This window comes from Stutzerimonas stutzeri RCH2 (assembly GCF_000327065.1).
Classification (GTDB): domain Bacteria; phylum Pseudomonadota; class Gammaproteobacteria; order Pseudomonadales; family Pseudomonadaceae; genus Stutzerimonas; species Stutzerimonas stutzeri_AE.
In genome coordinates, this window is the sequence record NC_019936.1 from 3453813 (window position 1) to 3478201 (window position 24389).

At 59.3% G+C, this 24389-nt stretch carries 26 protein-coding genes; 11 read left to right on the top strand and 15 right to left on the bottom strand.

Annotated elements, in window-relative coordinates; all coding sequences use genetic code 11:
- Window position 1 precedes the first annotated feature (1 nt).
- Complete coding sequence (pilB, locus tag PSEST_RS15970; protein ID WP_015278010.1) at window positions 2-1705, bottom strand: type IV-A pilus assembly ATPase PilB; 1704 nt, start codon at window positions 1703-1705, stop codon at window positions 2-4.
- Window positions 1706-2037: 332 nt separating this feature from the next.
- Here pilB and PSEST_RS15975 point away from each other — a divergent pair, with 332 nt between their 5' ends.
- From PSEST_RS15975 to tfpZ, 4 genes are all read left to right on the top strand, one after another.
- Entirely contained in the window at window positions 2038-2454 is a 417-nt protein-coding gene (locus PSEST_RS15975; protein WP_419184897.1) for a pilin, read from the top strand.
- 68 nt (window positions 2455-2522) lie between these two features.
- The gene (locus PSEST_RS15980; protein WP_015278012.1) at window positions 2523-2939 is read left to right on the top strand and encodes a pilin; all 417 of its coding nucleotides are present in this window, start codon (window positions 2523-2525) and stop codon (window positions 2937-2939) included.
- Entirely contained in the window at window positions 2899-4356 is a 1458-nt protein-coding gene (locus tag PSEST_RS15985) for an O-antigen ligase family protein (RefSeq protein ID WP_015278013.1), read from the top strand. Before PSEST_RS15980 ends, PSEST_RS15985 begins: the two co-directional genes overlap by 41 nt.
- 8 nt (window positions 4357-4364) lie before the next feature.
- A complete protein-coding gene (gene tfpZ / locus PSEST_RS15990; RefSeq protein WP_015278014.1) occupies window positions 4365-5102 on the top strand; it encodes a TfpX/TfpZ family type IV pilin accessory protein in 738 nt (245 codons plus the stop codon).
- Window positions 5103-5238: 136 nt separating this feature from the next.
- Here tfpZ and cysN read toward each other — a convergent pair whose 3' ends face one another.
- The 3 genes from cysN to PSEST_RS16005 form a co-directional block, all read right to left on the bottom strand.
- The gene (cysN, locus tag PSEST_RS15995) at window positions 5239-7137 is read right to left on the bottom strand and encodes a sulfate adenylyltransferase subunit CysN (protein ID WP_015278015.1); all 1899 of its coding nucleotides are present in this window, start codon (window positions 7135-7137) and stop codon (window positions 5239-5241) included.
- Window positions 7138-7148: 11 nt separating this feature from the next.
- A complete protein-coding gene (gene cysD, locus PSEST_RS16000) occupies window positions 7149-8066 on the bottom strand; it encodes a sulfate adenylyltransferase subunit CysD (protein WP_015278016.1) in 918 nt (305 codons plus the stop codon).
- A gap of 185 nt (window positions 8067-8251) precedes the next feature.
- Window positions 8252-9010 carry a Nif3-like dinuclear metal center hexameric protein gene (locus PSEST_RS16005; RefSeq protein ID WP_015278017.1) on the bottom strand — a complete coding sequence of 253 codons (759 nt, stop codon included), beginning with the start codon at window positions 9008-9010 and terminating at the stop codon, window positions 8252-8254.
- A gap of 160 nt (window positions 9011-9170) precedes the next feature.
- Between PSEST_RS16005 and algW the strand changes: the two genes are divergently transcribed.
- Window positions 9171-10328: a Do family serine endopeptidase AlgW gene (gene algW / locus PSEST_RS16010; RefSeq protein WP_015278018.1), complete on the top strand. Its 1158-nt coding sequence runs from the start codon at window positions 9171-9173 to the stop codon at window positions 10326-10328.
- 94 nt (window positions 10329-10422) lie between these two features.
- Here algW and hisC read toward each other — a convergent pair whose 3' ends face one another.
- From hisC to PSEST_RS16065, 11 genes are all read right to left on the bottom strand, one after another.
- Window positions 10423-11469 carry a histidinol-phosphate transaminase gene (gene hisC, locus PSEST_RS16015; RefSeq protein WP_015278019.1) on the bottom strand — a complete coding sequence of 349 codons (1047 nt, stop codon included), beginning with the start codon at window positions 11467-11469 and terminating at the stop codon, window positions 10423-10425.
- A gap of 111 nt (window positions 11470-11580) precedes the next feature.
- Window positions 11581-12891 carry a histidinol dehydrogenase gene (hisD, locus tag PSEST_RS16020; RefSeq protein ID WP_015278020.1) on the bottom strand — a complete coding sequence of 437 codons (1311 nt, stop codon included), beginning with the start codon at window positions 12889-12891 and terminating at the stop codon, window positions 11581-11583.
- Between the two features lie 169 nt (window positions 12892-13060).
- A complete protein-coding gene (gene hisG / locus PSEST_RS16025; RefSeq protein ID WP_015278021.1) occupies window positions 13061-13693 on the bottom strand; it encodes an ATP phosphoribosyltransferase in 633 nt (210 codons plus the stop codon).
- Window positions 13694-13871: 178 nt separating this feature from the next.
- Window positions 13872-15137, bottom strand: coding sequence for a UDP-N-acetylglucosamine 1-carboxyvinyltransferase (gene murA, locus PSEST_RS16030; protein ID WP_015278022.1), 1266 nt, complete (start codon window positions 15135-15137; stop codon window positions 13872-13874).
- Between the two features lie 103 nt (window positions 15138-15240).
- A complete protein-coding gene (locus PSEST_RS16035) occupies window positions 15241-15480 on the bottom strand; it encodes a BolA family protein (RefSeq protein WP_015278023.1) in 240 nt (79 codons plus the stop codon).
- Between the two features lie 99 nt (window positions 15481-15579).
- On the bottom strand, window positions 15580-16071 hold the full coding sequence (locus PSEST_RS16040; protein ID WP_015278024.1) for a phosphate-starvation-inducible protein PsiE: 492 nt from the start codon (window positions 16069-16071) through the stop codon (window positions 15580-15582).
- Between the two features lie 13 nt (window positions 16072-16084).
- The gene (locus PSEST_RS16045) at window positions 16085-16399 is read right to left on the bottom strand and encodes an STAS domain-containing protein (RefSeq protein ID WP_015278025.1); all 315 of its coding nucleotides are present in this window, start codon (window positions 16397-16399) and stop codon (window positions 16085-16087) included.
- Window positions 16392-17039: an MlaC/ttg2D family ABC transporter substrate-binding protein gene (locus tag PSEST_RS16050; RefSeq protein ID WP_015278026.1), complete on the bottom strand. Its 648-nt coding sequence runs from the start codon at window positions 17037-17039 to the stop codon at window positions 16392-16394. Before PSEST_RS16050 ends, PSEST_RS16045 begins: the two co-directional genes overlap by 8 nt.
- 11 nt (window positions 17040-17050) lie before the next feature.
- A complete protein-coding gene (gene mlaD, locus PSEST_RS16055) occupies window positions 17051-17509 on the bottom strand; it encodes an outer membrane lipid asymmetry maintenance protein MlaD (RefSeq protein WP_015278027.1) in 459 nt (152 codons plus the stop codon).
- Window positions 17509-18306 (bottom strand): lipid asymmetry maintenance ABC transporter permease subunit MlaE, encoded by a 798-nt coding sequence (gene mlaE, locus PSEST_RS16060; RefSeq protein ID WP_015278028.1) that lies wholly within the window; start codon window positions 18304-18306, stop codon window positions 17509-17511. The genes mlaD and mlaE overlap by 1 nt, the downstream gene beginning before the upstream one ends.
- Window positions 18299-19114, bottom strand: coding sequence for an ATP-binding cassette domain-containing protein (locus tag PSEST_RS16065; protein WP_015278029.1), 816 nt, complete (start codon window positions 19112-19114; stop codon window positions 18299-18301). The genes mlaE and PSEST_RS16065 overlap by 8 nt, the downstream gene beginning before the upstream one ends.
- Before the next feature lie 281 nt (window positions 19115-19395).
- On the opposite strand from PSEST_RS16065, the gene PSEST_RS16070 reads away from it, so the two are divergent.
- From PSEST_RS16070 to PSEST_RS16095, 6 genes are all read left to right on the top strand, one after another.
- Entirely contained in the window at window positions 19396-20370 is a 975-nt protein-coding gene (locus tag PSEST_RS16070) for a KpsF/GutQ family sugar-phosphate isomerase (RefSeq protein WP_015278030.1), read from the top strand.
- Complete coding sequence (locus PSEST_RS16075; RefSeq protein ID WP_015278031.1) at window positions 20370-20894, top strand: KdsC family phosphatase; 525 nt, start codon at window positions 20370-20372, stop codon at window positions 20892-20894. Before PSEST_RS16070 ends, PSEST_RS16075 begins: the two co-directional genes overlap by 1 nt.
- An 8-nt stretch (window positions 20895-20902) precedes the next feature.
- Window positions 20903-21475, top strand: coding sequence for an LPS export ABC transporter periplasmic protein LptC (gene lptC / locus PSEST_RS16080; RefSeq protein ID WP_015278032.1), 573 nt, complete (start codon window positions 20903-20905; stop codon window positions 21473-21475).
- Window positions 21462-22007 (top strand): lipopolysaccharide transport periplasmic protein LptA, encoded by a 546-nt coding sequence (gene lptA / locus PSEST_RS16085; protein WP_015278033.1) that lies wholly within the window; start codon window positions 21462-21464, stop codon window positions 22005-22007. Before lptC ends, lptA begins: the two co-directional genes overlap by 14 nt.
- Window positions 22007-22732: an LPS export ABC transporter ATP-binding protein gene (lptB, locus tag PSEST_RS16090; RefSeq protein ID WP_015278034.1), complete on the top strand. Its 726-nt coding sequence runs from the start codon at window positions 22007-22009 to the stop codon at window positions 22730-22732. Before lptA ends, lptB begins: the two co-directional genes overlap by 1 nt.
- Window positions 22733-22877: 145 nt before the next feature.
- Window positions 22878-24386, top strand: coding sequence for an RNA polymerase factor sigma-54 (locus PSEST_RS16095; RefSeq protein ID WP_015278035.1), 1509 nt, complete (start codon window positions 22878-22880; stop codon window positions 24384-24386).
- Window positions 24387-24389 lie beyond the last annotated feature (3 nt).

Sequence of the window (24389 nt, forward strand, 5' to 3'; positions counted from 1 at the left end):
GTTAGTCCTTGGTCACCCGGTTGACTTCTTCCAGGCTGGTCACGCCCTGCATGGCTTTAACTAGAGCCGAAGTACGCAGATCGTTAAAGCCGTCTTTACGCATCTGGGTGGAAATGTCGATGGAATTGCCGTCCTCCATGATAATCCTCGCGAGAGCCGGCGTGTTTTTAACCACTTCATAAATACCGACACGACCTTTGTAACCGCCTTTGCAATTATCGCAGCCGACCGGGCCATAAATTTTGAATGCCCCAATCTTGTCGGCAGGAAAACCTTCGCCCAGCAGCGCCTCGCGCGGCAGCTCAACCTCTTTCTTGCAGCTGTTGCAAAGCTTGCGTGCCAGTCGCTGCGCGATGATCAGGTTGACCGATGTCGCGATATTGAACGCGGCCACCCCCATGTTACGAAGTCGCGTGAGGGTTTCTGCTGCGCTGTTGGTATGGAGAGTAGACATGACCATGTGACCGGTCTGCGCCGCCTTGATGGCAATCTCAGCGGTCTCCAGATCACGGATCTCACCCACCATAATGATGTCCGGATCCTGACGCAGAAACGCGCGTAGCGCCTGCGAAAAATCCATCCCCTGGCGGGGATTGACGTTGACTTGATTGATGCCTTCCAGATTGATCTCCACAGGATCTTCTGCGGTAGAGATATTCACATCGACCGTATTAAGGATGTTCAACCCCGTATAGAGGGACACAGTCTTACCAGAGCCAGTCGGGCCGGTGACCAAAATCATGCCCTGTGGTTGCTTCAGGGCATTCATATAAAGCTCTTTCTGATCCTCTTCATAACCCAATGCATCAATACCCATCTGTGCGCTGGACGGATCGAGGATTCGCATCACGATCTTCTCGCCCCACAGCGTAGGCAGCGTATTGACGCGAAAATCAATCGCCTTGTTCTTGGACAGCTTCATCTTGATGCGGCCATCCTGAGGTCTACGACGCTCGGAAATATCCAAGCCCGCCATCACTTTGAGGCGCGCGGAAATCCTAGGCGCCAGCTGTATCGGCGGACGTGCCACCTCATGCAGGATGCCATCGGTACGCAGCCGCACGCGAAACGCCTTCTCATAAGGCTCGAAATGCAGGTCGGAAGAGCCCCCACGAATGGCGTCGAGCAGCATTTTGTTGACGAAACGAACCACTGGCGCATCGTCTGCAGTCTCTCCGGCCTCGTCACCCTTGCCATCATCACTAACCGATTCGACATCTACGCCATCCAGGTCAACGTCACCTAGATCCTCCAGTCCGGTAGAACCGTTGTCGTATAGTTTGTCGATTGCCTCGCCGAGCTTATCGTCTTCCACCAATATCGGCTCAATCGAAAGCCCGGTACTGAACTGGATATCGGCAATCGACTGATGATTCGCAGGGTCGGAAATAGCGATGAACAGCTTGGTTCCACGTTTGGAAAGGGGGAGCACACGATGCTGCTTGGCAAGTTTCTCACTAATCAGATCCTTGGGCAGCAGCTCCTTATCCAGCGCTCCCAGATCCAGCAATGCGACGCCAAACTGCTCGGACGCAAGCTCGGCTATGACTCGCCCATTGACCAGCCGGTTCTGAACGGCATAGGTAACGAAGGGCGTTTTGCTGCGAAGCGCCTGGGCTTGGGCCTGCTGTGCCGTTCTCTCGTCTAGCACCCCGGCACCGACCACCTGCCGAGCCAGCCCGGATAGAGAAATATTTTCGCTCATAAGGGTCTCGCCTAGTTCCAAGCCCGCCTTATAGCCTAGTTGCCAAGCCGTGCAAATACACACCATCTTAAGTGACGAAACACGTCACTTAATGCCATCGCAACGAGCTCCTAGCGAACACAACAACGAAAGGAATACCGTCCCCAAAATAGCCTTGCTGCCGCTTTTGCTTCGCCAACTGCCTCGCGAGGGACACTAGGCGGCAGGAAACTTGCGCCACATCACAAACCAACCGTCTTCAGAACTCTTTCGGGAAAGCTGGCACACAAACTGCTCTATCGCTGGCAGGCGGTTGCCTAACACTCAAGGAGAAAAAACAGATGAAAACTCAAATGCAAAAGGGCTTTACGTTGATCGAACTGATGATCGTGGTTGCGATCATTGGTATTCTGGCCGCCATTGCGCTGCCGGCGTATCAGGACTACACCGTTCGCTCCAACGCTGCCGCCGCGCTGGCCGAAATCACCCCTGGCAAGATCGGTTTTGAGCAAGCGGTTAACGAAGGTAAAACCCCGTCGACCACTGCGGCCGATCCGGGCTACATCGGCGTCGGCGCCACGACATCTTATTGTGGCGTAACCGTCACCTTCACACAGGCAACCGGTGTTGGTTCCATCGCTTGTGCAACTACTGGCGGTAACGCTGGCAAGTTCAACAGCAAAACAATCACGCTTAACCGTACAGCCGAGGGCGCATGGTCTTGTGCAAGCACCTTGGACGCCAAGTACAAGCCAGGCAAGTGTTCCTAATCTAGCCTGTTCAGGAAAGAGCGGCTTAGACCGCTCTTTTTTTTCGCCTAAATTGGAGGACGAAGCCCGTGAAAAAGTCGTACCGCGGCTTTTCTCTGATTGAATTGATGACCGCGCTATCAATCATCGGCATTCTTGCGGCCATTGCATTTCCCGCCTATCAGAACTACACCGTGCGCTCGACAGCTGCAGCCGCCTTGGCCGAAATCACTCCGGCAAAAGCCGCGTTCGAGCACGCCATTAGCGAAAATCGCACGCCTTCACTGGTGTCCAGCTTGCCGGGATTTATCGGTATCGGCGCGAGCACAAACTACTGCACGGTAACGCTAATAGCAGCGGCGACGGGATCGATCACCTGCACCGCTCGGAACGGAATGCCAGGGCGGTTCAATGGCAAAATCATTACCCTTAACCGCACGGCGGAGGGCTTGTGGAGCTGTACCAGTGATCTGGACAGCCAATATAAGCCGGGAAAATGCCTTTAAAGCAGCAATCAACGAACTACGCCAGATGCCCTTCTTAAAAAATAAAGAAGTATTTATTGCGGCTTTTTTTCTGCTTGTTTTTTCGAGCACTAGCCTCAGTTATTGGCTACTTGATTACAGCTGGCTGGAACAACAAAGAATTACCCAACTAATGCTTTTAGTTGCTGCCTCAGCGGCGCTTCAGCTGGGCTATTGGCGCCGCCCTGGCGCCTTTGTCCCGCCCAACAATACAGTGTTATTGGCGTTTATCTTGGGTTTGGCTTCGGCGCTGCTATCTCAACACCCGCAATGGGCGTTGAAAGAATGGGCAAAATATGCATCCAGCTTCGCATTGATTGTGTATCTCGGACATCTTCTTCGCCAAGCAGCCGCTCAGCAAGTGGTGCTGTTCATCCTCTTTGTCACATCAGCATTGCTGGCAGTACAATTTCTCGCCTTTTACATAGCTTCGTTCTTTACCGGGACACGTGACGTCAACCCCTACTTGATGTATCCAGGGTTCGATAACCCTCGCTTCTATGGTCAGTTTCAAATAATACTTATCCCTATTTTGCATGGCCTTTCACTCCAGCAGGGCTGGCACAAGAAGTTGTTTAACCAGAACGCCATCCAATTAACTCTTTTATTGCAGTGGTGCATCGTCTGGGCGCTAGCTGGGCGTGGTGTTTTGCTGGGCCTCTGCATAGCAAGCGTGGCCACGCTGCTTGCCACCGGCGTTCGCTACAAGGCATTGCTCTTACAGGCTGTAGCATTCGCCTTGGCCGGTTTGGCACTCTATTTTCTACTTTTCTTTTGCTTTCCGGAGTGGGCAGGGCTAGCCAGAGATACACCCTCGGGCCTGAGGTTTGACCTATCTAAACGAGATGTTCTTTGGCAAGGCGCATGGAAAATGATCAAGGCCAACCCGTTTCTTGGCGTAGGCCCCCTGCACTACTCGGCTGTATGGAACCATATCGGCGCACATCCGCATCAGGCCACATTGCAGTTCCTTGCTGAATGGGGCATACCGGCTACGTTGCTCTTTCTGTTCAGTATAATTACCGGCATGTTGCGAGGAGCGAGTATAATTCGCAACAATACAGATGTACTTGACGCAGCATTATGGATGGCTCTGCTGGCTTCGTTGACGCTGGCTCAGGTCGATGGCGTATTCGCTATGCCTTATACCGAAGGCTGGCTGGCGGTTATTGCCGGGCTGGCTCTGGCGCGCTGGAGAAGCCCTTCAGGCGCTGCCGCGATGAACAGCCCGATACGACAGGGAATGTTTTTCGTACTTTTGCTGCTAGCAATAACCATCATTGGGCGCATTTTGATTTTGGATGTTCCCGTGCTGCATGAAACATCCATGAAGTTCTATAAGGAACACGGTATAGGCAGCCCTCCCAGGTTCTGGGATCAGGGCTGGATTCCGATGTGAGGCTATATATGTTTAATCCACGCATCAGAGCTTTTTATATTCACTTGCTGATCTCTGCTGGCCTGGCGCTTGCGGTTTTGTACTTGGTCTTCTTTATTTGGCATCCCAGTCCGCTACACACTGCCGTAGGCGTGACCAAGATATTCCTCATGCTAATAGCGATTGATGTAGTTCTTGGCCCCTGTCTTACTCTGATGGTTTACAAGCAAGGAAAAAAGACCTTGGCCATGGACCTCTCCATAATTTGTGCTCTACAACTTGGCGCGTTGTTGTATGGATTGCACGCTGTGGCCGATGGCCGACCTGCATGGCTGGTTTTCGCTGATGAGCGTTTCCAGTTGGTGCGCGCTAATGAGATCGATGGGCGCAGGGTGGGTCAAGCGGAAATGGAATATCGAACCCCCCCATGGATGGGGCCAAGGTGGGTTTCTGTACTGGAGCCTGAAAGCGCCGACGAAAAAAGCAACTTGCTTTTTGAGTCTGTTTTCGCCGGTGTCGACATTTCACAACATCCCGAGCTTTATCAATCGCTGAGCATTGCCGAATCTGCCATACAAAAAGCAGGAAAACCCTTAGCATTGCTTGAGAAATACAACACCCCCGAGGCGGTCGCGGCCATCCTTGAAATCTACCCTAACGCAGGCGCTTGGCTGCCCTTAAAAGCCAATCGGAAAGACATGGTGGTGTTGCTGAAAGAAAACAGTGGCGAGGTTATAGCTATCGTCGATGCTCATCCATGGAACTAAAAACCGAGACACTGGGGCAGGCCAGGATCTCTCGAAGTCTCGTTGGGTGGACCAGATCGAAGCGACACAGCACCAACCGCCCTGATGCCAGAAAGAAACGCCCTGCATTTGCAGGGCGTTTTCTTGTCACCTCAGCCTAGATCGCGTCCCGCTGACGTATCAGGTCGATCACCTGCTTCACCCCCTCTGCGATATCAACAGATTCGGTATCGACAACCAGATCCGCATTAAGCGGCACATCGTAAGGGAAGGACTCACCTGGAATGTTATCGCCACCGGCCGCATACAACCCCTGCGGATCACGCTGGCGGCAAGCCTGCGGGGATGCCTGGACATAGACAGTGATCAGGCGCTCAGTACCGATCAATGCCTTGGCCTGTTCGCGCCCTTCTGCGTCAGGTGCGACGAACGCGGCCAGGGTGATCAGGCCTGCTTCATTGAATTGCCGAGCGACGTGGGCGGCGCGGCGCCAGTTTTCAGTGCGGCCGGCGCGGTCCTGCGGTAGGTCTTTGTTCAGGTCGTGGCGTAGGTTCTGGCCGTCAAGCACGTAAACCGCGCGGCCCATGTCGAACAGCTTGCGCTCCACGGCATAGGCAAGCGTGCTCTTGCCGGCACCGGACAGGCCGGTGAACAGCACGGTAGCCGGCTGCTGGCCGAAGCGAGTTGCGCGTTCTTCGGTAGACACATGCGCCAGCGCACCGTGATGACCGCCCGAGCCATGGGCAACCGGCTCGGCGATGATCATGCCGGCGCCGACGGTGCCATTGGTGAGACGATCAATGACGATGAAAGCGCCGGTCGTGCGGTTCTGCGCGTAGCCATCGAGCGCGATCGGCGCATCTAGGCTGACCTTGACCTTGCCGATCTCGTTGAGCTGCAGGCTGCTCGCAGCGCCCTGCTCCAAGGTATTCACGTCAATCTTGTGGGCGATGCTGGCAATGGAGCCCGGCACGTAGCTGGTGGCCCGCTTGATGTCGTATTTCTTGCCCGGCAGCATCGGCTCTTCGCCCATCCAGACGAGCATCGCATCGAAGCTGTCGGCGATACGCGGGCGGCTGTCGGCATGCACCAGCATGTCGCCGCGCGAGACGTCGATCTCGTCTTCCAGCGTCAGGGTGACGGCTTCACCTGGGGTCGCCTGCTCCAGCTCACCGTCGAATGTGACGATGGATTTCACGCGGCTGATTTTGCCGGACGGCAGCACGGCGATCTCGTCGCCCTTGCGCACGATGCCGCTGGCCAAGGTACCGGCGAAACCGCGGAAGTTCAGGTTCGGACGGTTGACGTACTGCACGGGGAAACGCAGGTCATCGAAGTTGCGATCACCAGCGATCTCGACGCTCTCGAGAATCTCCATCAGCGACTGCCCTTCATACCAGGGTGCGCGCTCGCTGCGATTGACCACGTTGTCGCCCTTCAGCGCCGACATCGGCACGAAGTGCAGGGACGACGGCTTGAGTTCGATGCGATCGGCGAATGCGAGGTAGTCGGCCTTGATCCGCTCAAAGACCTCCTGATCGAAGTTCATCAGGTCCATCTTGTTGATGGCGACGACGATGTGCTTGATGCCGAGCAGCGAGGTGATGAAGCTGTGGCGCTTGGTCTGGGTCTGCACGCCGTAACGGGCATCGACCAGAATGATCGCCAGGTCACAGGTGGATGCGCCAGTCGCCATGTTGCGCGTGTACTGCTCATGGCCAGGGGTGTCGGCAATGATGAACTTGCGCTTGGCCGTCGAGAAATAGCGGTACGCGACGTCGATGGTGATGCCCTGCTCGCGCTCGGCCTGCAGGCCGTCGACCAGCAGTGCCAAGTCGACGTCTTCACCCGTGGTGCCGACCTTCTTCGAATCGCGGGTGATGGCCTCGAGGTGGTCCTCGTAGATCATCTTCGAGTCGTGCAGCAGACGGCCGATCAGCGTGCTCTTGCCGTCATCGACGTTGCCGCAGGTAAGGAAACGCAGGAGTTCCTTGCGCTCGTGTTGCGCCAGGTAGGCGAGGATGTCCTCGCTGATCAGTTCGGATTGGTGACTCATGATGCGTTTCCTTAGAAGTAACCCTGGCGTTTCTTTTCTTCCATCGAGCCGGTGGCGTCATGGTCGATGACGCGCCCCTGACGCTCGGAAGTACGGGTCAGGAGCATCTCCTGAATAATCTCCGGCAAGCTGGTTGCGGTTGATTCGACGGCACCGGTCAATGGGTAGCAGCCCAGGGTGCGGAAGCGCACCATCTTCTTGTGGATGCTGGCCTTCTGCTCTGGCGTCAGGTGTTGCAGGATGCGCTCGTCATCGATCATCACCAGCGTGCCGTTGAGCTCGACAACTTCCCGCTCGGCCGCGAAGTACAGCGGTACGATCGGGATCTGCTCAAGGTAGATGTACTGCCAGATGTCCAGCTCGGTCCAGTTCGAGAGCGGGAAGACGCGGATCGACTCGCCCTTCTTGACCTTGCCGTTGTAGAGATTCCACAGCTCGGGGCGCTGGTTCTTCGGGTCCCAGCGATGCTTGCTGTCGCGGAAGGAGTAGACACGTTCCTTGGCGCGGGATTTTTCCTCATCGCGCCGAGCACCGCCAAAAGCGGCGTCGAAGCCGTACTTGTCCAGCGCCTGCTTGAGGCCTTCGGTCTTCATCACGTCGGTGTGCTTGGCACTGCCGTAGGTGAAGGGATTCATATCCTGCGCGACGCCATCGGGATTGATGTGGGTGATTAGCTCAAGCCCCATCTCCTCGACCATTTTTGCGCGGAAGCTGTACATCTCCTGAAACTTCCAGCGTGTATCGACATGCAGAACCGGGAACGGCAGCTTGCCTGGGAAGAAGGCCTTGCGCGCCAGGTGCAGCATCACGGCCGAATCCTTGCCAATGGAATAAAGCATCACCGGGTTGCCGAATTCGGCTGCAACCTCACGGATAATGTGGATGCTTTCCGCCTCCAGCTGTTTCAGATGCGTCAGTTTGTCGACCATGGCTACTCACGATTTAGCAGGTGGACGGCCGGCGGGCCGTTGATTGGGCGCAACTCTAACACGGCCTTAGATTCTAATCAGGCCGCCATTTAGACCTAAAAGCTATAGATTTATATCGACTCGCAGGCGCGCCAAATAGCGATCTACCTGTCCATTCAAATACGCCGAGCCGCGCAAGCTGGGGCTCACGCAGGGTTAGGGCAGTCGACGAACTGGTGCTCGACGCCGAACCGGCCGGCAAGGTATTCACCGAGCGCTTGGACACCATAGCGCTCGGTGGCGTGATGCCCTGCGGCAAAGAAGCTCAGGCCATTCTCACGCGCGACATGTGCCGTCGGCTCGGATATTTCCCCGGTGAGATAGGCGTCCACGCCAGCCGCTACAGCCTGTTCGATGTACCCCTGAGCACCACCGGTGCACCAGGCTACGCGCTTGATCGGGCCATTGCCCTCGACCATCAGTGGCGCGCGGCCTAGCACATCCTGTATCCGCTGCCGGAACTCGCTTGCAGTCAGGGATTTCTCCAGGGAACCAACCAGGCCCACCGAACGGGGATTGCTCGGATCCAGCGGCCCCTCGACTTGCAGACCGAGCAGCGCGCCCAATCGCACGTTGTTACCGACTTCGGGATGCACATCGAGCGGAAGGTGATAGGCCAGCAGACTGATCCCGTTGACCAGCAGCGTCTTCAGGCGGCGCTGTTTCATGCCGATGATGCGCACGTCCTCGTTCTTCCAGAAATAACCGTGATGCACCAGTACCACATCGGCTTTCGCCTCGACTGCCGCATCCAGCAGTGCCTGGCTGGCCGTCACGCCGCTGACGATCCGCGCTACCTGTGAACGCCCCTCGACTTGCAAACCATTAGGGCAATAGTCGGCAATCCTCGCGGCATCCAGATAGCGGTCTGCCTCCTGAACCAGAGTGGTAAGCGCAACTGACATGGGGATACCTCTTGATGGCGCGGCGGGCGCGACTGGTACTCGTCGAACCGCCACGGCAAATCATGCACGCATGAAGCTGCATTTCAGTTGCAGCTTCGTATAATGCCGCCACCTTAAGGGCCGCTTTGCGCGCCCGCAACTCTGCCCGGACCCCTGCGCGATGTTCAATGCCCTACGTTTCCTCGGCTGGCCGTTGCTGGTCGGCCTGCTCGTAGCTCTGCTGATCATCCAGCGATACCCGCAACTGGTCGGCATCAAAGAGCGCGACATCGGTTTGCGGCAGGCGCCGTTGGTTGCCACCACGCCGCAACAGGGTCCGTATTCCTATGCCAACGCGGTCGCAGGCGCCGCTCCGGCAGTTGCCAACCTCTATACCACCAAGGTCATCGAGAAGACCGAGCAGCAGGCGCCGCTGTCGAAAGACCCGCTGTTTCAACGCTTCTTCAACGACAACCTGCCGAGGCAGCGGCGGATGGAGTCGAGTCTCGGCTCAGCGGTGATCATGAGCCCGGAAGGCTATCTGCTGACCAACAACCATGTAACGGCGAACGCCGAGCAGATCGTAGTGGCGCTCAAGGATGGGCGGGAAACGCTGGCTCGGGTAATCGGCAGCGACCCGGAAACCGACCTCGCGGTATTGAAGATCGACCTGGCGGACCTGCCGGCCATCACCGTCGGCCATTCTGACCGCATACGCGTCGGCGACGTCACGCTGGCGATCGGCAACCCGTTCGGAGTCGGCCAGACGGTCACCATGGGCATCATCAGCGCCACCGGCCGCAACCAGCTGGGCCTGAACACCTATGAAGACTTCATCCAGACCGACGCAGCGATCAACCGCGGCAACTCCGGTGGCGCATTGGTGGATGCCGAGGGCAACCTGATCGGCATCAACACCGCGATCATCTCCGAGTCGGGCGGCTCGCAGGGCATTGGTTTCGCGATTCCGGTGAAACTCGCACTGGAGGTGATGAAGTCGATCATCGACCACGGCCAGGTCATCCGTGGCTGGCTGGGCGTGGAGGTGCAATCGCTTACCCAGGAGCTGGCGGAATCCTTTGGTCAGGAAGGCCGCCCCGGGATTGTCGTGGCTGGCGTCTACCGCGACGGCCCAGCCGCCCGCGCGGGGCTGCAGCCTGGAGATTTGATTTTGAGCATCGACGGGGTGCAGTCAGCCGACGGCCGCAGCTCGATGAACCAAGTCGCCCGCGCCCGCCCAGGCGACAAGATCGACATCGATATCTTGCGCAACGGCAAGCCGCTAACGCTGACCGCAGAAGTGGGCATGCGCGCCCCTGTGAGTACGGCTCCGAAATAGCGCGGCCGCAGCCCTGCGCCAGAGCCACCCAAGCGCGACGCGCTGTAGCGGCCGCGGCAGGTCTCAGGCCGGCCGCTGCCCGTCTCGCCCAGCGTTAGCCGAGCGCCTCCAACAGCGCCTGATTCTGCTCCGGCGTACCAATGGTGATACGCAGGAACTGCTCGATACGGCGCTGTTTGAAGTGTCGAACGATGACGCCTTGCTCACGCAGGCTGGCGGCGATGGTGGCCGCATCCCGCTGCGGGTGACGGGCGAAGATGAAGTTGGCCGCCGACGGCAGCACCTCGAAACCCAACCCCTGCATTGCCGCCACCACCGCTTCGCGGCTGTCGATGACCTGCTGGCAGGTCTGCTGGAAATACGCGCGATCCTCGAAAGCTGCAGCGGCCCCGGCAATGGCGATGCGATCCAGCGGATAGGAGTTGAAGCTATTCTTGATCCGCTCCAAGGCCTCGATCAGATCGGGATGACCAACCGCCAACCCTACGCGTAGCCCGGCCAGCGAGCGCGACTTGGACAGCGTCTGCGTCACCAGTAGATTCGGGTAACGATCGACCAGCGCGATGGCGGACTCACCGCCAAAATCCACATAGGCTTCATCGACCAGCACCACCGTTTCCGTGTTTGCCTGAAGCAGCCGCTCGATTGCCTCTAGCGCAAGCAGACAGCCAGTCGGAGCATTGGGATTAGGGAAGATGATGCCGCCATTCGGGCGGTTGTAGTCGGCCACATCGATCTGGAACTGCTCATCGAGCGCAACGGTTTCGTAGGCGATGCCGTACAGCCCGCAGTAGACCGGATAGAAGCTGTAGCTGATATCCGGGAACAGCAATGGGCCGGCATGCTGGAACAACCCATGAAAAGCATGCGCAAGCACCTCATCCGAGCCATTGCCGACAAATACCTGAGCCGGCTGCACACCGTAATAATCGGCTACCGCCTGCTTCAACCGTTCGCCATTGGGATCGGGGTACAGCCGCAGACTGTCGTTAAGCTCCGCCTGCATCGCGGCGATTGCACGCGGCGACGGCCCGTAGGGGTTTTCGTTGGTGTTGAGCTTGACCAGCTTGCTCAGCTTCGGCTGCTCACCCGGCACGTAGGGCACCAGGTCTTTGACGAAGGGGCTCCAGAATTTGCTCATCTGCCCTTCTCTCCTTGAATGTGATCGGTTTGCCGTGGGGGCGATAAATGGCGAAGTCTTGGCGTTTGCAAGGCGGACAAGCGGCACGCTGTTCGCCCTGCGCCAACGTTATCAGCCCTTGATGCGGTACTCGGCGCTGCGGGCGTGAGCAGTGAGCGATTCACCACGGGCCAGCACCGACGCCACCTTGCCCAGCGTCGAGGCTCCCTCGGCCGAGCAATTGATGATCGACGAACGCTTCTGGAAGTCGTACACCCCCAGTGGCGAGGAGAAGCGCGCGGTGCCCGAGGTTGGCAGTACGTGGTTTGGTCCGGCGCAGTAGTCGCCCAGCGCCTCTGCGGTGTAGCGACCCATGAAGATCGCCCCGGCATGACGAATCTGCGGCAGCCACTGCTCAGGCTCAGCGACCGACAGCTCCAGATGCTCCGGCGCGATGCGATTGGCAACTTCGATCGCCTGCTGCATATCGGCGACGAGGATCAGCGCGCCACGCCCCTCGATAGAAGTACGGGCGATATCGGCACGCTCCAGGGTGGGCAGCAAGCGAGCAATGCTTTCGGCGACTCGATCGAGAAATTCGGCATCCGGGCTGACCAGGATGGACTGGGCGTCCTCGTCATGCTCGGCCTGGGAAAACAGGTCCATCGCAATCCAGTCGGGGTCGGTCTGTCCGTCGCAGACCACCAGGATTTCCGATGGACCGGCAATCATGTCGATACCAACCTTGCCGAACACGTGACGCTTGGCGGTCGCCACGTAGATGTTCCCCGGGCCCACAATCTTGTCCACCGGCGGCACGCTCTCGGTGCCGTATGCCAGAGCAGCAACGGCCTGCGCTCCGCCAATGGTGAACACCCGATCGACGCCGGCGATGCAGGCTGCAGCAAGCACCAGCTCGTTGAGTTCGCCACGTGGAGTCGGCACGACCATGACGACTTCAGGCACACCGGCGACCTTGGCCGGAATGGCGTTCATCAATACCGACGACGGATAGGACGCCTTGCCGCCGGGCACGTAGAGCCCGGCGCGATCCAGCGGGGTGACTTTCTGCCCAAGTACCGTGCCGTCGGCTTCGGTATAGGTCCAGGAGTCCTGCTTCTGCCGCTCGTGATAGCTGCTCACGCGCTCGGCGGCGATCTCCAGGGCCTCGCGCTGCGCTGGCGTGATGCGCTCCAGAGCCTGCTCCAGGCGCGCGCGCGGCAGGATCAGATCGGCCATGGAGGCAACCTGCAGCCCATCGAAGCGCTGGGTCAGTTCGACCAGCGCCGCATCGCCGCGCTCGCGTACAGCCTTGATGATCTCCAACACCCTCTCGTTCACGCCTTCGTCGGAAACGCTTTCCCAGCTCAGCAGATGATCCAGATGACGAGCGAAATCGGCATCGGCAGCGTTGAGTCGGCGAATGGCGGAGGGAGCGGTCATAGCGGGCCTCATGGTTGGCTAGGCATCGGAAGCGGCCGGCTTCATTGCAACGGCACGAAGCGCAGGCCGGGCTCTCAGGCGCCGCTAGAATATCAAGCCCACCGTGCGGGCACCTGAGAATTTCAGCTATGACACGGATAGGCAGGCGCGGTGGTCACCGCGAGATTCATCAATGCTGATGCTGCTGGACTGCCGCGTGCAGGATGTCGATCAGCGCCTGGATACGCGCGTGCTGCATTTTCATGGAGGCCTTGTTCACTACCAGGCGGGAACTGATGTGAGCGATCAGCTCCTGGGGTTCCAGCCCGTTGGCGCGCAACGTATTGCCAGTGTCGACCACGTCGATGATCTTGTCCGCCAGCCCCACCAGCGGCGCGAGTTCCATGGAGCCGTACAGCTTGATGATGTCGACCTGACGGCCCTGCTCGGCGTAGTAGCGCTTGGCGACGTTGACGAACTTGGTTGCAACCCGCAGACGGCCCTTGGGCTCTGGCGCACCGACCTTGCCGGCAGTCATCAGTTTGCAGTTGGCGATACGCAGATCCAGCGGCTCGTATAGCCCCTGTCCACCGTACTCCATCAACACGTCCTTGCCGGCGACGCCAAGATCGGCTGCGCCATGCTCGACATAGGTAGGCACATCGGTAGCACGAACGATCAGCAGACGAACGTCATCCTGGGTAGTCGGAATGATCAGCTTGCGGCTCTTGTCCGGATTCTCGGTGGGTACGATACCGGCCGCGGCGAGCAACGGCAGGGTGTCGTCGAGGATGCGGCCTTTGGACAGGGCGATGGTGAGCATGGAGCGTTTTCCTTGAACGGCAACGGCCAACCTTGGGGGCGACCACATGACCAACTGCGATTTCGCGAGCTAGAGTCATGCAAGGCAAAAACAGGCGAGGAAGCGGAGTTTACTAGCTGTAAATGAGCATTCCGAGCCTGTTTTTAACGCAGCAGGACCGACGCGCAGCAGATCGCTATCAGCCGGGAACGCGGCGAATCTTCGCCCCCAGCAACTGCAGCTTCTCTTCGATGCACTCGTAACCACGGTCGATGTGGTAGATGCGATCGATCAGCGTATCGCCTTCGGCGACCAGGCCAGCGATCACCAGACTTGCCGAAGCGCGCAGGTCGGTTGCCATGACTGGTGCGCCCTTGAGGCGCTCGACACCGGTGACGATGGCCGTGTTGCCCTCCACCAGAATCTGCGCACCCATGCGATTCATCTCATAGACGTGCATGAAGCGGTTCTCGAAGACGGTCTCGATCACGGTACCAGTGCCTTCGGCAATGGCGTTCAGGGCAATGAACTGCGCCTGCATGTCGGTCGGGAACGCCGGGTACGGTGCCGTGCGAACGTTGACTGCCTTGGGCCGCTTGCCTTTCATGTCCAGCTCGATCCAGTCGCTGCCGGTATCGATATGTGCACCCGCTTCGACCAACTTGTGCAATACGGCTTCGAGCAGCGTCGCGTCGGTGTCCTTCAGACGAACCCGACCGCCAGTAGCGGCGGCTGCAACGAGGTAAGTGCCGGTCTCGATACGGTCAGGCATGACGCTATAGCGCCCGCCGCCGAGGCGTTTGACGCCATCGATGGTGATGGTGTCAGTGCCGGCACCGGAAACCTTGGCGCCCATGGCATTGAGGAAATTGGCGAGATCGACCACTTCAGGCTCGCGTGCGGCGTTTTCCAGCACGCTGCGGCCGTTGGCCAGCGCGGCGGCCATCATGATGTTCTCGGTACCGGTCACGCTGACCGTGTCGAAGAAGAAGTGCGCACCACGCAGACCACCAGCAGGCGCCTTGGCCTTGATGTAGCCGCCTTCGACGTCGATCTGTGCGCCCATGGCTTCCAGGCCACGGATGTGCAGGTCAACCGGTCGCGAACCGATCGCGCAGCCGCCGGGCAGAGCCACTTCGGCTTCACCGAAACGCGCCACCATCGGGCCGAGCACCAGAATCGAGGCACGCATGGTTTTAACCAGCTCATAAGGAGCAACCAGCGTCTTGATGCTGCTGGCATCAACCTCGACGCTGAGCTTCTCGTCAATGACCGGCTGCACGCCCATACGGCCGAACAGCTCGATCATCGTGGTGATGTCGTGCAGGTGCGGCAGATTGCACACCGTGACCGGAGTGTCGGCCAGCAACGTGGCGGCCAGGATCGGCAGGGCGGAGTTCTTCGCACCGGAAATGCGGATTTCGCCATCGAGGCGAATGCCGCCGGTAATGATCAATTTGTCCATGGATAATCCCATAAGCCGCAGGCTGGAAGCACTGCCAAAGGAGGCGGCGCAGTCAACGAGACGCGCTCTGCCTGGAATGATTGGTGGCGTTAGCCGGCGGCGATCAGGCGCGCCCGGCCCAGTCGGCGCGACTGAAGAACTTCATGGTGACGGCATGAATGCTGCCATCAGCGATCCAGGGATTGAGGTGTGCGTAGATCTGCTGCTGACGCTTCACCGGGCTCAGACCGGCCAGCTCGTCACTGATCACGTTGAGCTGGAAATTGCAGCCTTCACCTTCCACTTCTACCTGGGCACCTGGAATCTTCTCTTCCAGGAAACTCTTCACTTCTTGGGCCTGCATGTTCAACCTCGATCGGCGCAGCACGCGCACGGGCCGGTCATCATACAAAAAAGCCTGGAAGCTGCGAACCCCGAACCTTGCCGAACCGACGGAGATATCTCAATCAAGCGTCTCGGCACCCTGATCGCGACTGGAGCGATGCCGCGAACGACCGCTATCGCTCTGCACGGCGGGGAAACGCGAGGATGCAAAGCGCACGACCAGGATTGCCAACGCCAGCAGCAGGATCGCGCCGGAAACGTAGACCACGCCCATATCGGGCCGGTGATGATGCGAGATGTCGGAAATCAGCAAACGGGTCAGCGCGGTGATGGCCACATAGATCAGGAAACGCACCGGCATATGATTGGTCTTGAAATAGATCCCAACCATCGCGCCAAGCTCGAGGTAGATGAACAGCAGCAGGATGTCATCAACGGTGATGTGGCCCTTCTCGACCATGCCGAGAAACGCCATGACTGCCGCCCAGGCTGTGACGGCGCCAATCGCGAACAACGCCAGATAGTGAAAGCTCTCGACCAGCAGGTTGCCCAGCGACTCGGCCAGCTCATGCAAGCTGTCACGCAAGGTTTCGGCCCAACGCAGCTTCATACGACGATTCCTTTCAAGCCTGGGATGTTTCCAGCGGGAGAATATCCAACAATCCGGACACCTTGGCGATCTTCAGCATATCGGCCGGCAACGCCGCGACACGCAACCCGACCCCGGCGGCCTTGGCGTCACGCATGAAAGCCAGCAACAAGGAAAGCCCGACGCTGCTGGAGCGCTCGACCGCCGAGCAATCCAAGGTAAGCGGAACACGGCTGCCACTGATCAGCGCCCGCCCGGCCTCGCGAAGAGCCGGACCTGTACGGTAGTCCAGCACGCCGGCCAGGCATAACTCACCTTCGGCACCCGGCTCGATCCGCGCCTCACTCATCGCCAACCGCCTGCTGACCAGCCTCGGTATCCTTGGCGCGCGCTACCACCTCGGCCCAACCATTAATGGTCTTGTCCAGATCGTTGCCGTTACGCTGCATGGAGTCGGCGAACTGATCGCGGAACAGCTTGCCGATATTGATGCCATTGATGATGACGTTGCGCACGCGCCATTCGCCATCGTTGACCATGGTGTAGGACACCGGATAGATCTCGCCCTGACGCCCCACCACTTCCATACCAACACTGGTGCGCTTGGGGTCCTGCTTGCCGCTGGGCGGCAATACGCGGATCTGCTGATTGTTGTACTCCAGCAGAGCGTTGCCATAGAACTGCATCAGGCTGCGCTTGAAGTTTTCCTGGAAACGCTGCATCTGCTCGGGAGAAGCGTTGCGCGAGTATTTGACGGTCATGATGCTGCGCGAGATGCCATCAGCATCGACCACCGGACCCAGGATCTCATTGAGCGAATCGTAGAAGGCCGCTGGATCGCTGCGGTACTGCTCCTTGTTGGCCTTGAGATCAGCCAGCAACTCATCGGTGGTCTTCTGAATCACCTGATGCGCAGTCAGCGCGGCCTGGGAATACATGGGCAATATGGCCAGCAGAATCAGCAGGCCGCGACGCAAGGCAGTCATCATGTTCATATCCTTCAGTCTCTATTTACCGAATTGAGCAGGAATTTGCCGATCAGATCCTCTAGTACCAGCGAGGACTGGGTGTCCTGAATGGTGTCACCATCCTTCAGCAACTCGTCATCGCCACCCACGCTGATGCCGACGTACTTCTCGCCGAGCAGGCCGGCAGTCAGGATCGAAGCGGTAGAGTCCGCCGGCAGGATGTTCACGTCCTGCTGGATTTCCAGGGTCACCCGACCGGTGTAGCTATCACGATCCAGGTCGATCGCCGTGACCTTGCCGATCGTCACACCGGCCATGGTCACCTTGGATCGGACCGTCAAACCGGCAATGTTGTCGAAATAGGCGTACAACTTGTACGTGTCGGCGCTGCCCACACTCAACCCGCTGACGCGCAGCGACAGCAGCAACAAGGCCAGCAGGCCGGCAAGCAGGAACAGCCCGACACCCATTTCCAGTGTGCGGATACGCATCAGAAATCTCCAAACATCAACGCGGTCAAAATGAAATCGAGGCCGAGCACTGCCAGCGAGGCATACACCACGGTCCGGGTGGTGGCACGACTGATACCTTCAGAAGTGGGCTCGCAGTCGTAGCCCTGAAACACGGCAATCCAGGTGACCACCAGCGCAAACACCACGCTCTTGATCACGCCGTTGAGCACATCCGAGTGGAAGTTGACACTGTTCTGCATGTTGGCCCAGAACGAACCTTCATAGACACCCAGCCAGTCCACCGCGACCATCGCCCCGCCCCAGATGCCGACTACATTGAAGATCAATGTCAGCAGCGGCAGCGAAATGAAGCCCGCCCACAGGCGCGGCGCGATGATGTACTTGAGCGGATCGACACCAATCATTTCCAGACTCGAGAGCTGCTCGGTGGATTTCATGTTGCCGATCTCAGCCGCCAGGGCCGAGCCGGCACGTCCGGCGAACAGCAGCGCGGTCACTACCGGCCCGAGCTCCCGCAACAGGGTCAAGGCGACCATCTGCCCGACCGCCTGCTCGGACCCGTAGCTGCTGAGGATGTTGTAGCCCTGCAGCGCCAGCACCATGCCAATGAAAATGCCGGACACCACGACGATCGCCAGCGACAGCACACCGACCGAATAAAGTTGCTTGACCAGCAGCGAGAAGCCATTGCGCAGGCCGCTGCGGCCAAACAGGGCATGCACCAGAAAAATGGTCGAGCGCCCGAGGGCCGCCAGCACATCCAGACCGGCGCGCCCCAGCAACGCGACTCGATCCAACAAGGAACGCTTACGCATCGGTGCCTCCCAGCAAATCGTCGGCGTAAGCCGGCGCGGGAAAATGGAACGGCACCGGCCCATCAGCCGAACCCTTCATGAATTGTCGAATACGCGGATTATCCGACTCCATCAATTCGGCCGGCGTGCCCTGCCCGAGCACCTGGGAATCACCCACCACATAGATGTAATCAGCGATGGAAGCGGTTTCGGCCAGGTCGTGGGACACCACGATACTGGTGATACCCAACGCATCGTTGAGCAACCGGATCAGGCGCACCAGCACGCCCATCGCGATCGGGTCCTGCCCGGCGAAAGGCTCGTCGTACATAAGAATTTGCGGGTCAAGCGCAATCGCCCGTGCGAGCGCGACTCGCCGTTTCATACCACCGGAGAGTTCGTCGGGCATCAGCTCGATGGCGCCGCGCAGGCCGACTGCTTCCAACTTCATCAGCACGATGTCGCGGATCATCTCGTCCGGCAGCTTGGTGTGCACGCGCAGGGGGAAGGCGACGTTTTCGAACACGTCCAGATCGGTAAAAAGTGCGCCGCTCTGAAAGAGCACGCCCATCTGCTTGCGCATGTCGAACAGCTCGCTACGCGAAAGGCTCGGCAGGTTATTACCGGCTACCCACACCTCACCTCGCGACGGCATCAGCTGAGCGGCGATCAGCCGCAGCAGAGTCGTCTTGCCGCACCCGGACGGCCCCATGATGGCCGTGACCTTCCCTCGCGGGATCGCGATGTCGACATTATTGAAGATACTGCGCTCGCCTCGCATGAAGGTCACTCCCTTCAGCTCGACCGCGTAGTCGTTGCTGGCGCTCATCTGGTCTCCTTGCATGCAGTCTGCGAAACAGACGGTTCCCGTTGGCGCCGGGATACTTTCTGCCTGACCGTTTTCGGGCGCGCACTATAGCACCGCCCCTATGGCCGCCCAACCAATGAGCGTTTCAGCAGATGACTAGCGACACGCCCGTTCAGCCTGGGTTCAGCTGGCAGTGATCAAATCCATCAGTCGCACCCAGCCTGACCCGCCGACATTTTCCATCAGCGGCAGCCCGTTTCTCGCTATAATCCGCGCCTTTTAATCGGACGACCTCGCCAGCCATGAGCCAGAGCAGCCAGTTGATCGAAACCGCGCAACGCACCATCCGCCTGGAAATCGAGGCAGTTGAACAGCTGAACGCCAGAATCGACGCAAGCTTCGTCAGCGCATGCGAACTGATCCTGGCGTGCAAGGGCCGTGTAGTCGTGGTCGGCATGGGCAAATCCGGGCACATCGGCCGCAAGATCGCCGCGACCCTTGCCAGCACCGGCACCGCCGCCTTTTTCGTGCACCCGGCCGAAGCCAGCCATGGCGACATGGGCATGATCACGCAGGATGACGTGGTACTGGCCCTGTCCAATTCCGGCACTACCAGCGAGATCGTCACCCTGCTGCCGCTGATCAAGCGCCTCGGCATCACGCTGATCAGCATGACCGGCAATCCAAACTCGGTACTGGCCAAGGCCGCCGCGGTAAATCTGGATGCCAGCGTCAGCATCGAAGCCTGCCCCCTGAATCTGGCACCGACCTCATCCACTACCGCGAGCCTGGTGCTGGGCGATGCACTGGCCATCGCGCTGCTGGAAGCCCGCGGTTTCACCGCCGAAGATTTTGCCTTTTCTCACCCAGGCGGCGCACTGGGCCGCCGGCTGCTGCTCAAGGTCGAGCATGTGATGCACACAGGCGAGCGCCTGCCCAGAGTGCCGCGCGGGACCTCGCTGCGCGACGCCCTGCTGGAGATGACGCAAAAAGGTCTGGGCATGACCGTTATCGTCGAAACGGACGGACGGCTGGCTGGAATCTTCACCGACGGCGATCTACGCCGCGCGCTGGACAAGGGAGTGGATGTACGCCAGACCAGCATCGACGAGGTCATGACCGTTCACGGCAAGACTGCCAACGCGGAAATGCTTGCTGCCGAGGCGCTGAAGATTATGGAAGACCACAAGATCAGTTCACTGGTGGTGATCGACGATAGCGAGCTGCCGGTCGGCGCGCTGAACATGCACGACCTGCTGCGCGCGGGGGTGATGTAATGCACGAGCACCTGCTGCAACGCGCCCGCGACATCCGCCTGGCGATCTTCGATGTGGATGGCGTTCTGACCGACGGTCGCCTGTATTTTCTTACCGACGGTAGCGAGTTCAAAACCTTCAACACGCTGGATGGCCATGGCATCAAGATGCTGATCAATTCCGGCGTGCGCACCGCAATCATCAGCGGCCGCAAGACGCCGGTAGTGGAACGTCGCGCGCAGAATCTGGGCATCCAACATCTTTACCAGGGCCGCGAAGACAAGCTGGTCGTGCTCGACGAGCTGCTCGCCGAACTTGGCCTGAGCTACTCTGAGGTGGCCTATCTCGGCGACGATTTGCCGGACCTGCCCGTGATACGCCGTGTCGGCCTCGGCATGGCAGTCGCCAGCGCCGACTCGTTTGTCCGTGAGCATTCGCACGGCGTGACGCAAGCACGCGGCGGTGAAGGTGCGGCGCGCGAGTTCTGCGAACTGATTATGCGCGCCCAGGGCACCCTGGCCGCCGCGCAAAACGCTTATCTGTAGAGGTCTGGATGCTTCGCAAACTGCGCTTCGCCGCCCTGCTGACCTTGATCGCTGCGCTGTTGGTAGCGATCGGCTACTGGAATATCCGTCCGGAAAGCTTCATGCAACAGCCTCCGGCCGCCACTGCCGAGACGCCTGATGTCGATTTCTACGTGATCAACTCGCGCACGGTTCAGTACCAGCCCGACGGCAAGCGCAACTACGAACTGACGGCAGACAAGCTCGAGCACATCAAGGCCAGCGATGTCAGCCTGCTGACCAAACCCGACCTGATGTCCTATCGCGGTACCGAGCTGCCCTGGCACGTGCGCAGCGAGCGCGGCGAAGTATCGGCCGAGGGCGACGAGGTCCTGCTGATCGACAAGGTTCGGGTCGAGCGCACTGATGCCAAAGGCCGCCCGACGATCCTTACCACCAGCCGCCTGACGGTGTGGCCGGACAAGGATTATGCCGAGACCAACCAAGCCGTTAGAATCGAGGCCGCCAATGGCGTGACCACCGCAACCGGCATGAAAGCGTACATGGATGACGGCAGGATGCTCCTGCTGTCCAACGTAAGAGGCCAGCATGAGCTGCGTTAAGACTCTCCCCCTCCTGCTCGGTTTGAGCGCCTTCTGGCTCGGCGCCAGCGCCTGGGCGCTTCCCGAGGATCGTGAACAGCCAATCCGCGTACAGGCCGATTCCGCCGAACTCGACGACCGACAGGGCGTAGCGGTATATCGCGGCGACGTGGTCATCACCCAGGGCACGATGAAGATCACCGGTGACACGGTGACCATCACCCAGGATGGCAATGGCGATGTCGAGGTCTTCACTTCCATCGGCAAGCCGGCCTATTACGAGCAGAAACCGGCGGTGGACAAGGAGATCGTCAAGGCCTACGGCCTGACCATCCAGTACTTCGCCGCCAATGAGCGCATCGTCCTCATCGACCAGGCCAAGGTCGTTCAGGAAGGCAACACATTCGAAGGCGAAAAGATTGTCTATGACACCCGTCGCCAGATCGTCAATGCCGGTCGCGCCACCAATGCCGATGTGACCACGCCGCGCCCGCGCGTCGACATGGTGATCCAGCCGCGCAAACGCGACCAAGCCACGGAGCAGCCGGAGTAATGGCCGTTCTCAAAGCCCAGCATCTGGCCAAGAGCTACAAGAGTCGTCAGGTCGTGCGCGACGTCAGCCTGTCCATCGAGAGCGGGCAGATCGTTGGCCTGCTCGGCCCGAATGGCGCTGGCAAGACCACCTGCTTCTACATGATCGTCGGCCTGGTGAATGCCGATCAGGGCCGCGTGCTGATCGATCAGAACGACGTCACCCACCTGCCGATGCACGGCCGCGCGCGCGCTGGCATTGGCTACCTGCCGCAGGAAGCGTCGATCTTTCGCAAACTCTCGGTGGCCGACAACATCATGGCCATTCTCGAGACGCGCAAAGATCTGGACCGCAGCGGCCGCCAGCAGGCGCTGGAAGGTCTGCTGCAGGAGTTCCACATCAACCATATCCGTGACAGCCTCGGCATGAGCCTGTCCGGCGGCGAGCGCCGCCGGGTGGAAATCGCCCGCGCCCTGGCTACCGCGCCGAAGTTCATCCTGCTTGATGAGCCCTTCGCTGGCGTGGACCCGATCTCGGTGGGCGATATCAAACAGATCATCCATCACCTCAAGGCCAAGGGCATCGGCGTGCTGATCACCGATCACAATGTCCGTGAAACGCTGGATATCTGCGAAACCGCCTACATCGTCAATGACGGGCAACTGATCGCCGAAGGCGATGCACAGACCATCCTCAGCAACCAGCTGGTCAAGGAAGTCTACCTGGGCCACGAATTCCGGCTGTAACGCGGATTTTTTGCTCGGCTCGGCAAATCGGCTCTAGGCAAAGGCTTCGTCGGCAGGCATATAATTTGCTTTCGCTGGCGCCCTGGGCGCGGCATGTCGGAATGGGCGCGGTTGCGCCGGCATACAAGGTTCGAAGTCCTCTGCCATGAAACCATCGCTAGTCCTGAAGATGGGCCAGCAGCTGACGATGACACCGCAGCTGCAACAGGCCATACGGCTCCTCCAGCTATCCACCCTCGATCTACAACAGGAGATCCAAGAGGCGCTGGATTCCAATCCCATGCTCGAGCGCGAAGAAGACGGCGACGACTTCGACAGCTCCGACCCCATGGCCGAAGCTGCCGATCGGCCGGGTGACACCGGCACCGAGAAAAGCAGCAGCCAGGAAAGCACTTACGAGGAGCCCTCGCACAGCGGCGAAAGTGCGGACGATGGCGATTGGGGCGAGCGAATCCCCAGCGAGCTTCCGGTCGACACGGCCTGGGAAGACATCTACCAGACCAGCGCCAGCAGCCTGCCCAGCAACGATGACGACGAGTGGGACTTCACCAGCCGCACATCCAACGGCATCAGCCTGCAGAGCCATTTGCTGTGGCAGCTCAACCTGGCACCGATGAGCGACACCGACCGCCTGATCGCGACCACACTGATCGACTGCATCAACGATCAGGGCTATCTCGAAGAGACACTGCAGGAAATCGTCGACTCCTTCGACCCGGAGCTGGAAATCGAACTCGATGAGGTCGAGGTCGTCCTGCGTCGCATCCAGCAGTTCGAACCGGCCGGCATCGGCGCGCGTGATTTGCGCGAATGCCTGCTACTGCAACTGCGTCAGCTATCCGAAAGAACGCCTTGGCTGAGCGAGGCCCAGCGTCTGGTCAGCGACTACCTGGATATCCTGGGCAGCCGCGACTACAGCCTGCTGATGCGCCGGATGAAGCTCAAGGAAGACGAACTGCGCCAGGTCATCGAGCTGATCCAGAGCTTGAACCCCCGCCCCGGCTCGCAGATCGAGGCGAGCGAACCGGAATACGTGGTGCCTGACGTAATCGTGCGCAAGCACAACGACCGCTGGCTGGTCGAGCTGAATCAGGAAGCCATGCCGCGTCTGCGGGTCAACGCGCAATACGCAGGCTTCGTCAAACGCGCCGACTCCAGCGCCGACAACACCTTTATGCGCAATCAGCTGCAGGAGGCGCGCTGGTTCATCAAGAGCCTGCTCAGCCGCAACGAAACGCTGATGAAGGTCGCCACCCAGATCGTCGAGCATCAGCGCGCCTTTCTCGAGCACGGTGACGAGGCAATGAAGCCGCTGGTGCTGCATGATATTGCCGAAGCGGTAGGCATGCATGAGTCGACCATTTCCCGTGTGACGACGCAGAAATACATGCACACGCCGCGCGGCATCTACGAACTCAAATACTTCTTCTCCAGCCACGTCAGCACTGCCGAAGGCGGCGAATGTTCGTCCACTGCGATCCGCGCGATCATCAAAAAGCTAGTCGCCGCGGAAAACCAGAAAAAGCCGTTGAGTGACAGCAAGATCGCTGGTTTACTGGAGGCGCAGGGCATCCAGGTGGCCCGCCGTACAGTTGCGAAATACCGTGAGTCACTCGGTATCGCACCGTCCAGCGAGCGCAAGCGTTTGCTGTGATCG

Excerpts from the sequence above, each read along its gene's own strand:
- PSEST_RS16095 (WP_015278035.1), top strand. The coding sequence starts at position 22,878 with ATGAAACCATCGCTAGTCCTGAAGATGGGCCAGCAGCTGACGATGACA.
- PSEST_RS16050 (WP_015278026.1), bottom strand. The coding sequence starts at position 17,039 with ATGATGACTGCCTTGCGTCGCGGCCTGCTGATTCTGCTGGCCATATTG.
- pilB (WP_015278010.1), bottom strand. The coding sequence starts at position 1,705 with ATGAGCGAAAATATTTCTCTATCCGGGCTGGCTCGGCAGGTGGTCGGT.
- PSEST_RS16040 (WP_015278024.1), bottom strand. The coding sequence starts at position 16,071 with ATGAAGCTGCGTTGGGCCGAAACCTTGCGTGACAGCTTGCATGAGCTG.
- mlaE (WP_015278028.1), bottom strand. The coding sequence starts at position 18,306 with ATGCGTAAGCGTTCCTTGTTGGATCGAGTCGCGTTGCTGGGGCGCGCC.
- mlaD (WP_015278027.1), bottom strand. The coding sequence starts at position 17,509 with ATGCGTATCCGCACACTGGAAATGGGTGTCGGGCTGTTCCTGCTTGCC.
- PSEST_RS16075 (WP_015278031.1), top strand. The coding sequence starts at position 20,370 with ATGCACGAGCACCTGCTGCAACGCGCCCGCGACATCCGCCTGGCGATC.
- PSEST_RS16065 (WP_015278029.1), bottom strand. The coding sequence starts at position 19,114 with ATGAGCGCCAGCAACGACTACGCGGTCGAGCTGAAGGGAGTGACCTTC.
- algW (WP_015278018.1), top strand. The coding sequence starts at position 9,171 with ATGTTCAATGCCCTACGTTTCCTCGGCTGGCCGTTGCTGGTCGGCCTG.
- cysD (WP_015278016.1), bottom strand. The coding sequence starts at position 8,066 with ATGGTCGACAAACTGACGCATCTGAAACAGCTGGAGGCGGAAAGCATC.
- PSEST_RS16070 (WP_015278030.1), top strand. The coding sequence starts at position 19,396 with ATGAGCCAGAGCAGCCAGTTGATCGAAACCGCGCAACGCACCATCCGC.
- hisD (WP_015278020.1), bottom strand. The coding sequence starts at position 12,891 with ATGACCGCTCCCTCCGCCATTCGCCGACTCAACGCTGCCGATGCCGAT.
- PSEST_RS16045 (WP_015278025.1), bottom strand. The coding sequence starts at position 16,399 with ATGAGTGAGGCGCGGATCGAGCCGGGTGCCGAAGGTGAGTTATGCCTG.
- PSEST_RS16005 (WP_015278017.1), bottom strand. The coding sequence starts at position 9,010 with ATGTCAGTTGCGCTTACCACTCTGGTTCAGGAGGCAGACCGCTATCTG.
- PSEST_RS16035 (WP_015278023.1), bottom strand. The coding sequence starts at position 15,480 with ATGCAGGCCCAAGAAGTGAAGAGTTTCCTGGAAGAGAAGATTCCAGGT.
- cysN (WP_015278015.1), bottom strand. The coding sequence starts at position 7,137 with ATGAGTCACCAATCCGAACTGATCAGCGAGGACATCCTCGCCTACCTG.
- murA (WP_015278022.1), bottom strand. The coding sequence starts at position 15,137 with ATGGACAAATTGATCATTACCGGCGGCATTCGCCTCGATGGCGAAATC.
- lptC (WP_015278032.1), top strand. The coding sequence starts at position 20,903 with ATGCTTCGCAAACTGCGCTTCGCCGCCCTGCTGACCTTGATCGCTGCG.
- lptA (WP_015278033.1), top strand. The coding sequence starts at position 21,462 with ATGAGCTGCGTTAAGACTCTCCCCCTCCTGCTCGGTTTGAGCGCCTTC.
- hisG (WP_015278021.1), bottom strand. The coding sequence starts at position 13,693 with ATGCTCACCATCGCCCTGTCCAAAGGCCGCATCCTCGACGACACCCTG.
- hisC (WP_015278019.1), bottom strand. The coding sequence starts at position 11,469 with ATGAGCAAATTCTGGAGCCCCTTCGTCAAAGACCTGGTGCCCTACGTG.
- PSEST_RS15975 (WP_419184897.1), top strand. The coding sequence starts at position 2,038 with ATGCAAAAGGGCTTTACGTTGATCGAACTGATGATCGTGGTTGCGATC.
- lptB (WP_015278034.1), top strand. The coding sequence starts at position 22,007 with ATGGCCGTTCTCAAAGCCCAGCATCTGGCCAAGAGCTACAAGAGTCGT.
- tfpZ (WP_015278014.1), top strand. The coding sequence starts at position 4,365 with ATGTTTAATCCACGCATCAGAGCTTTTTATATTCACTTGCTGATCTCT.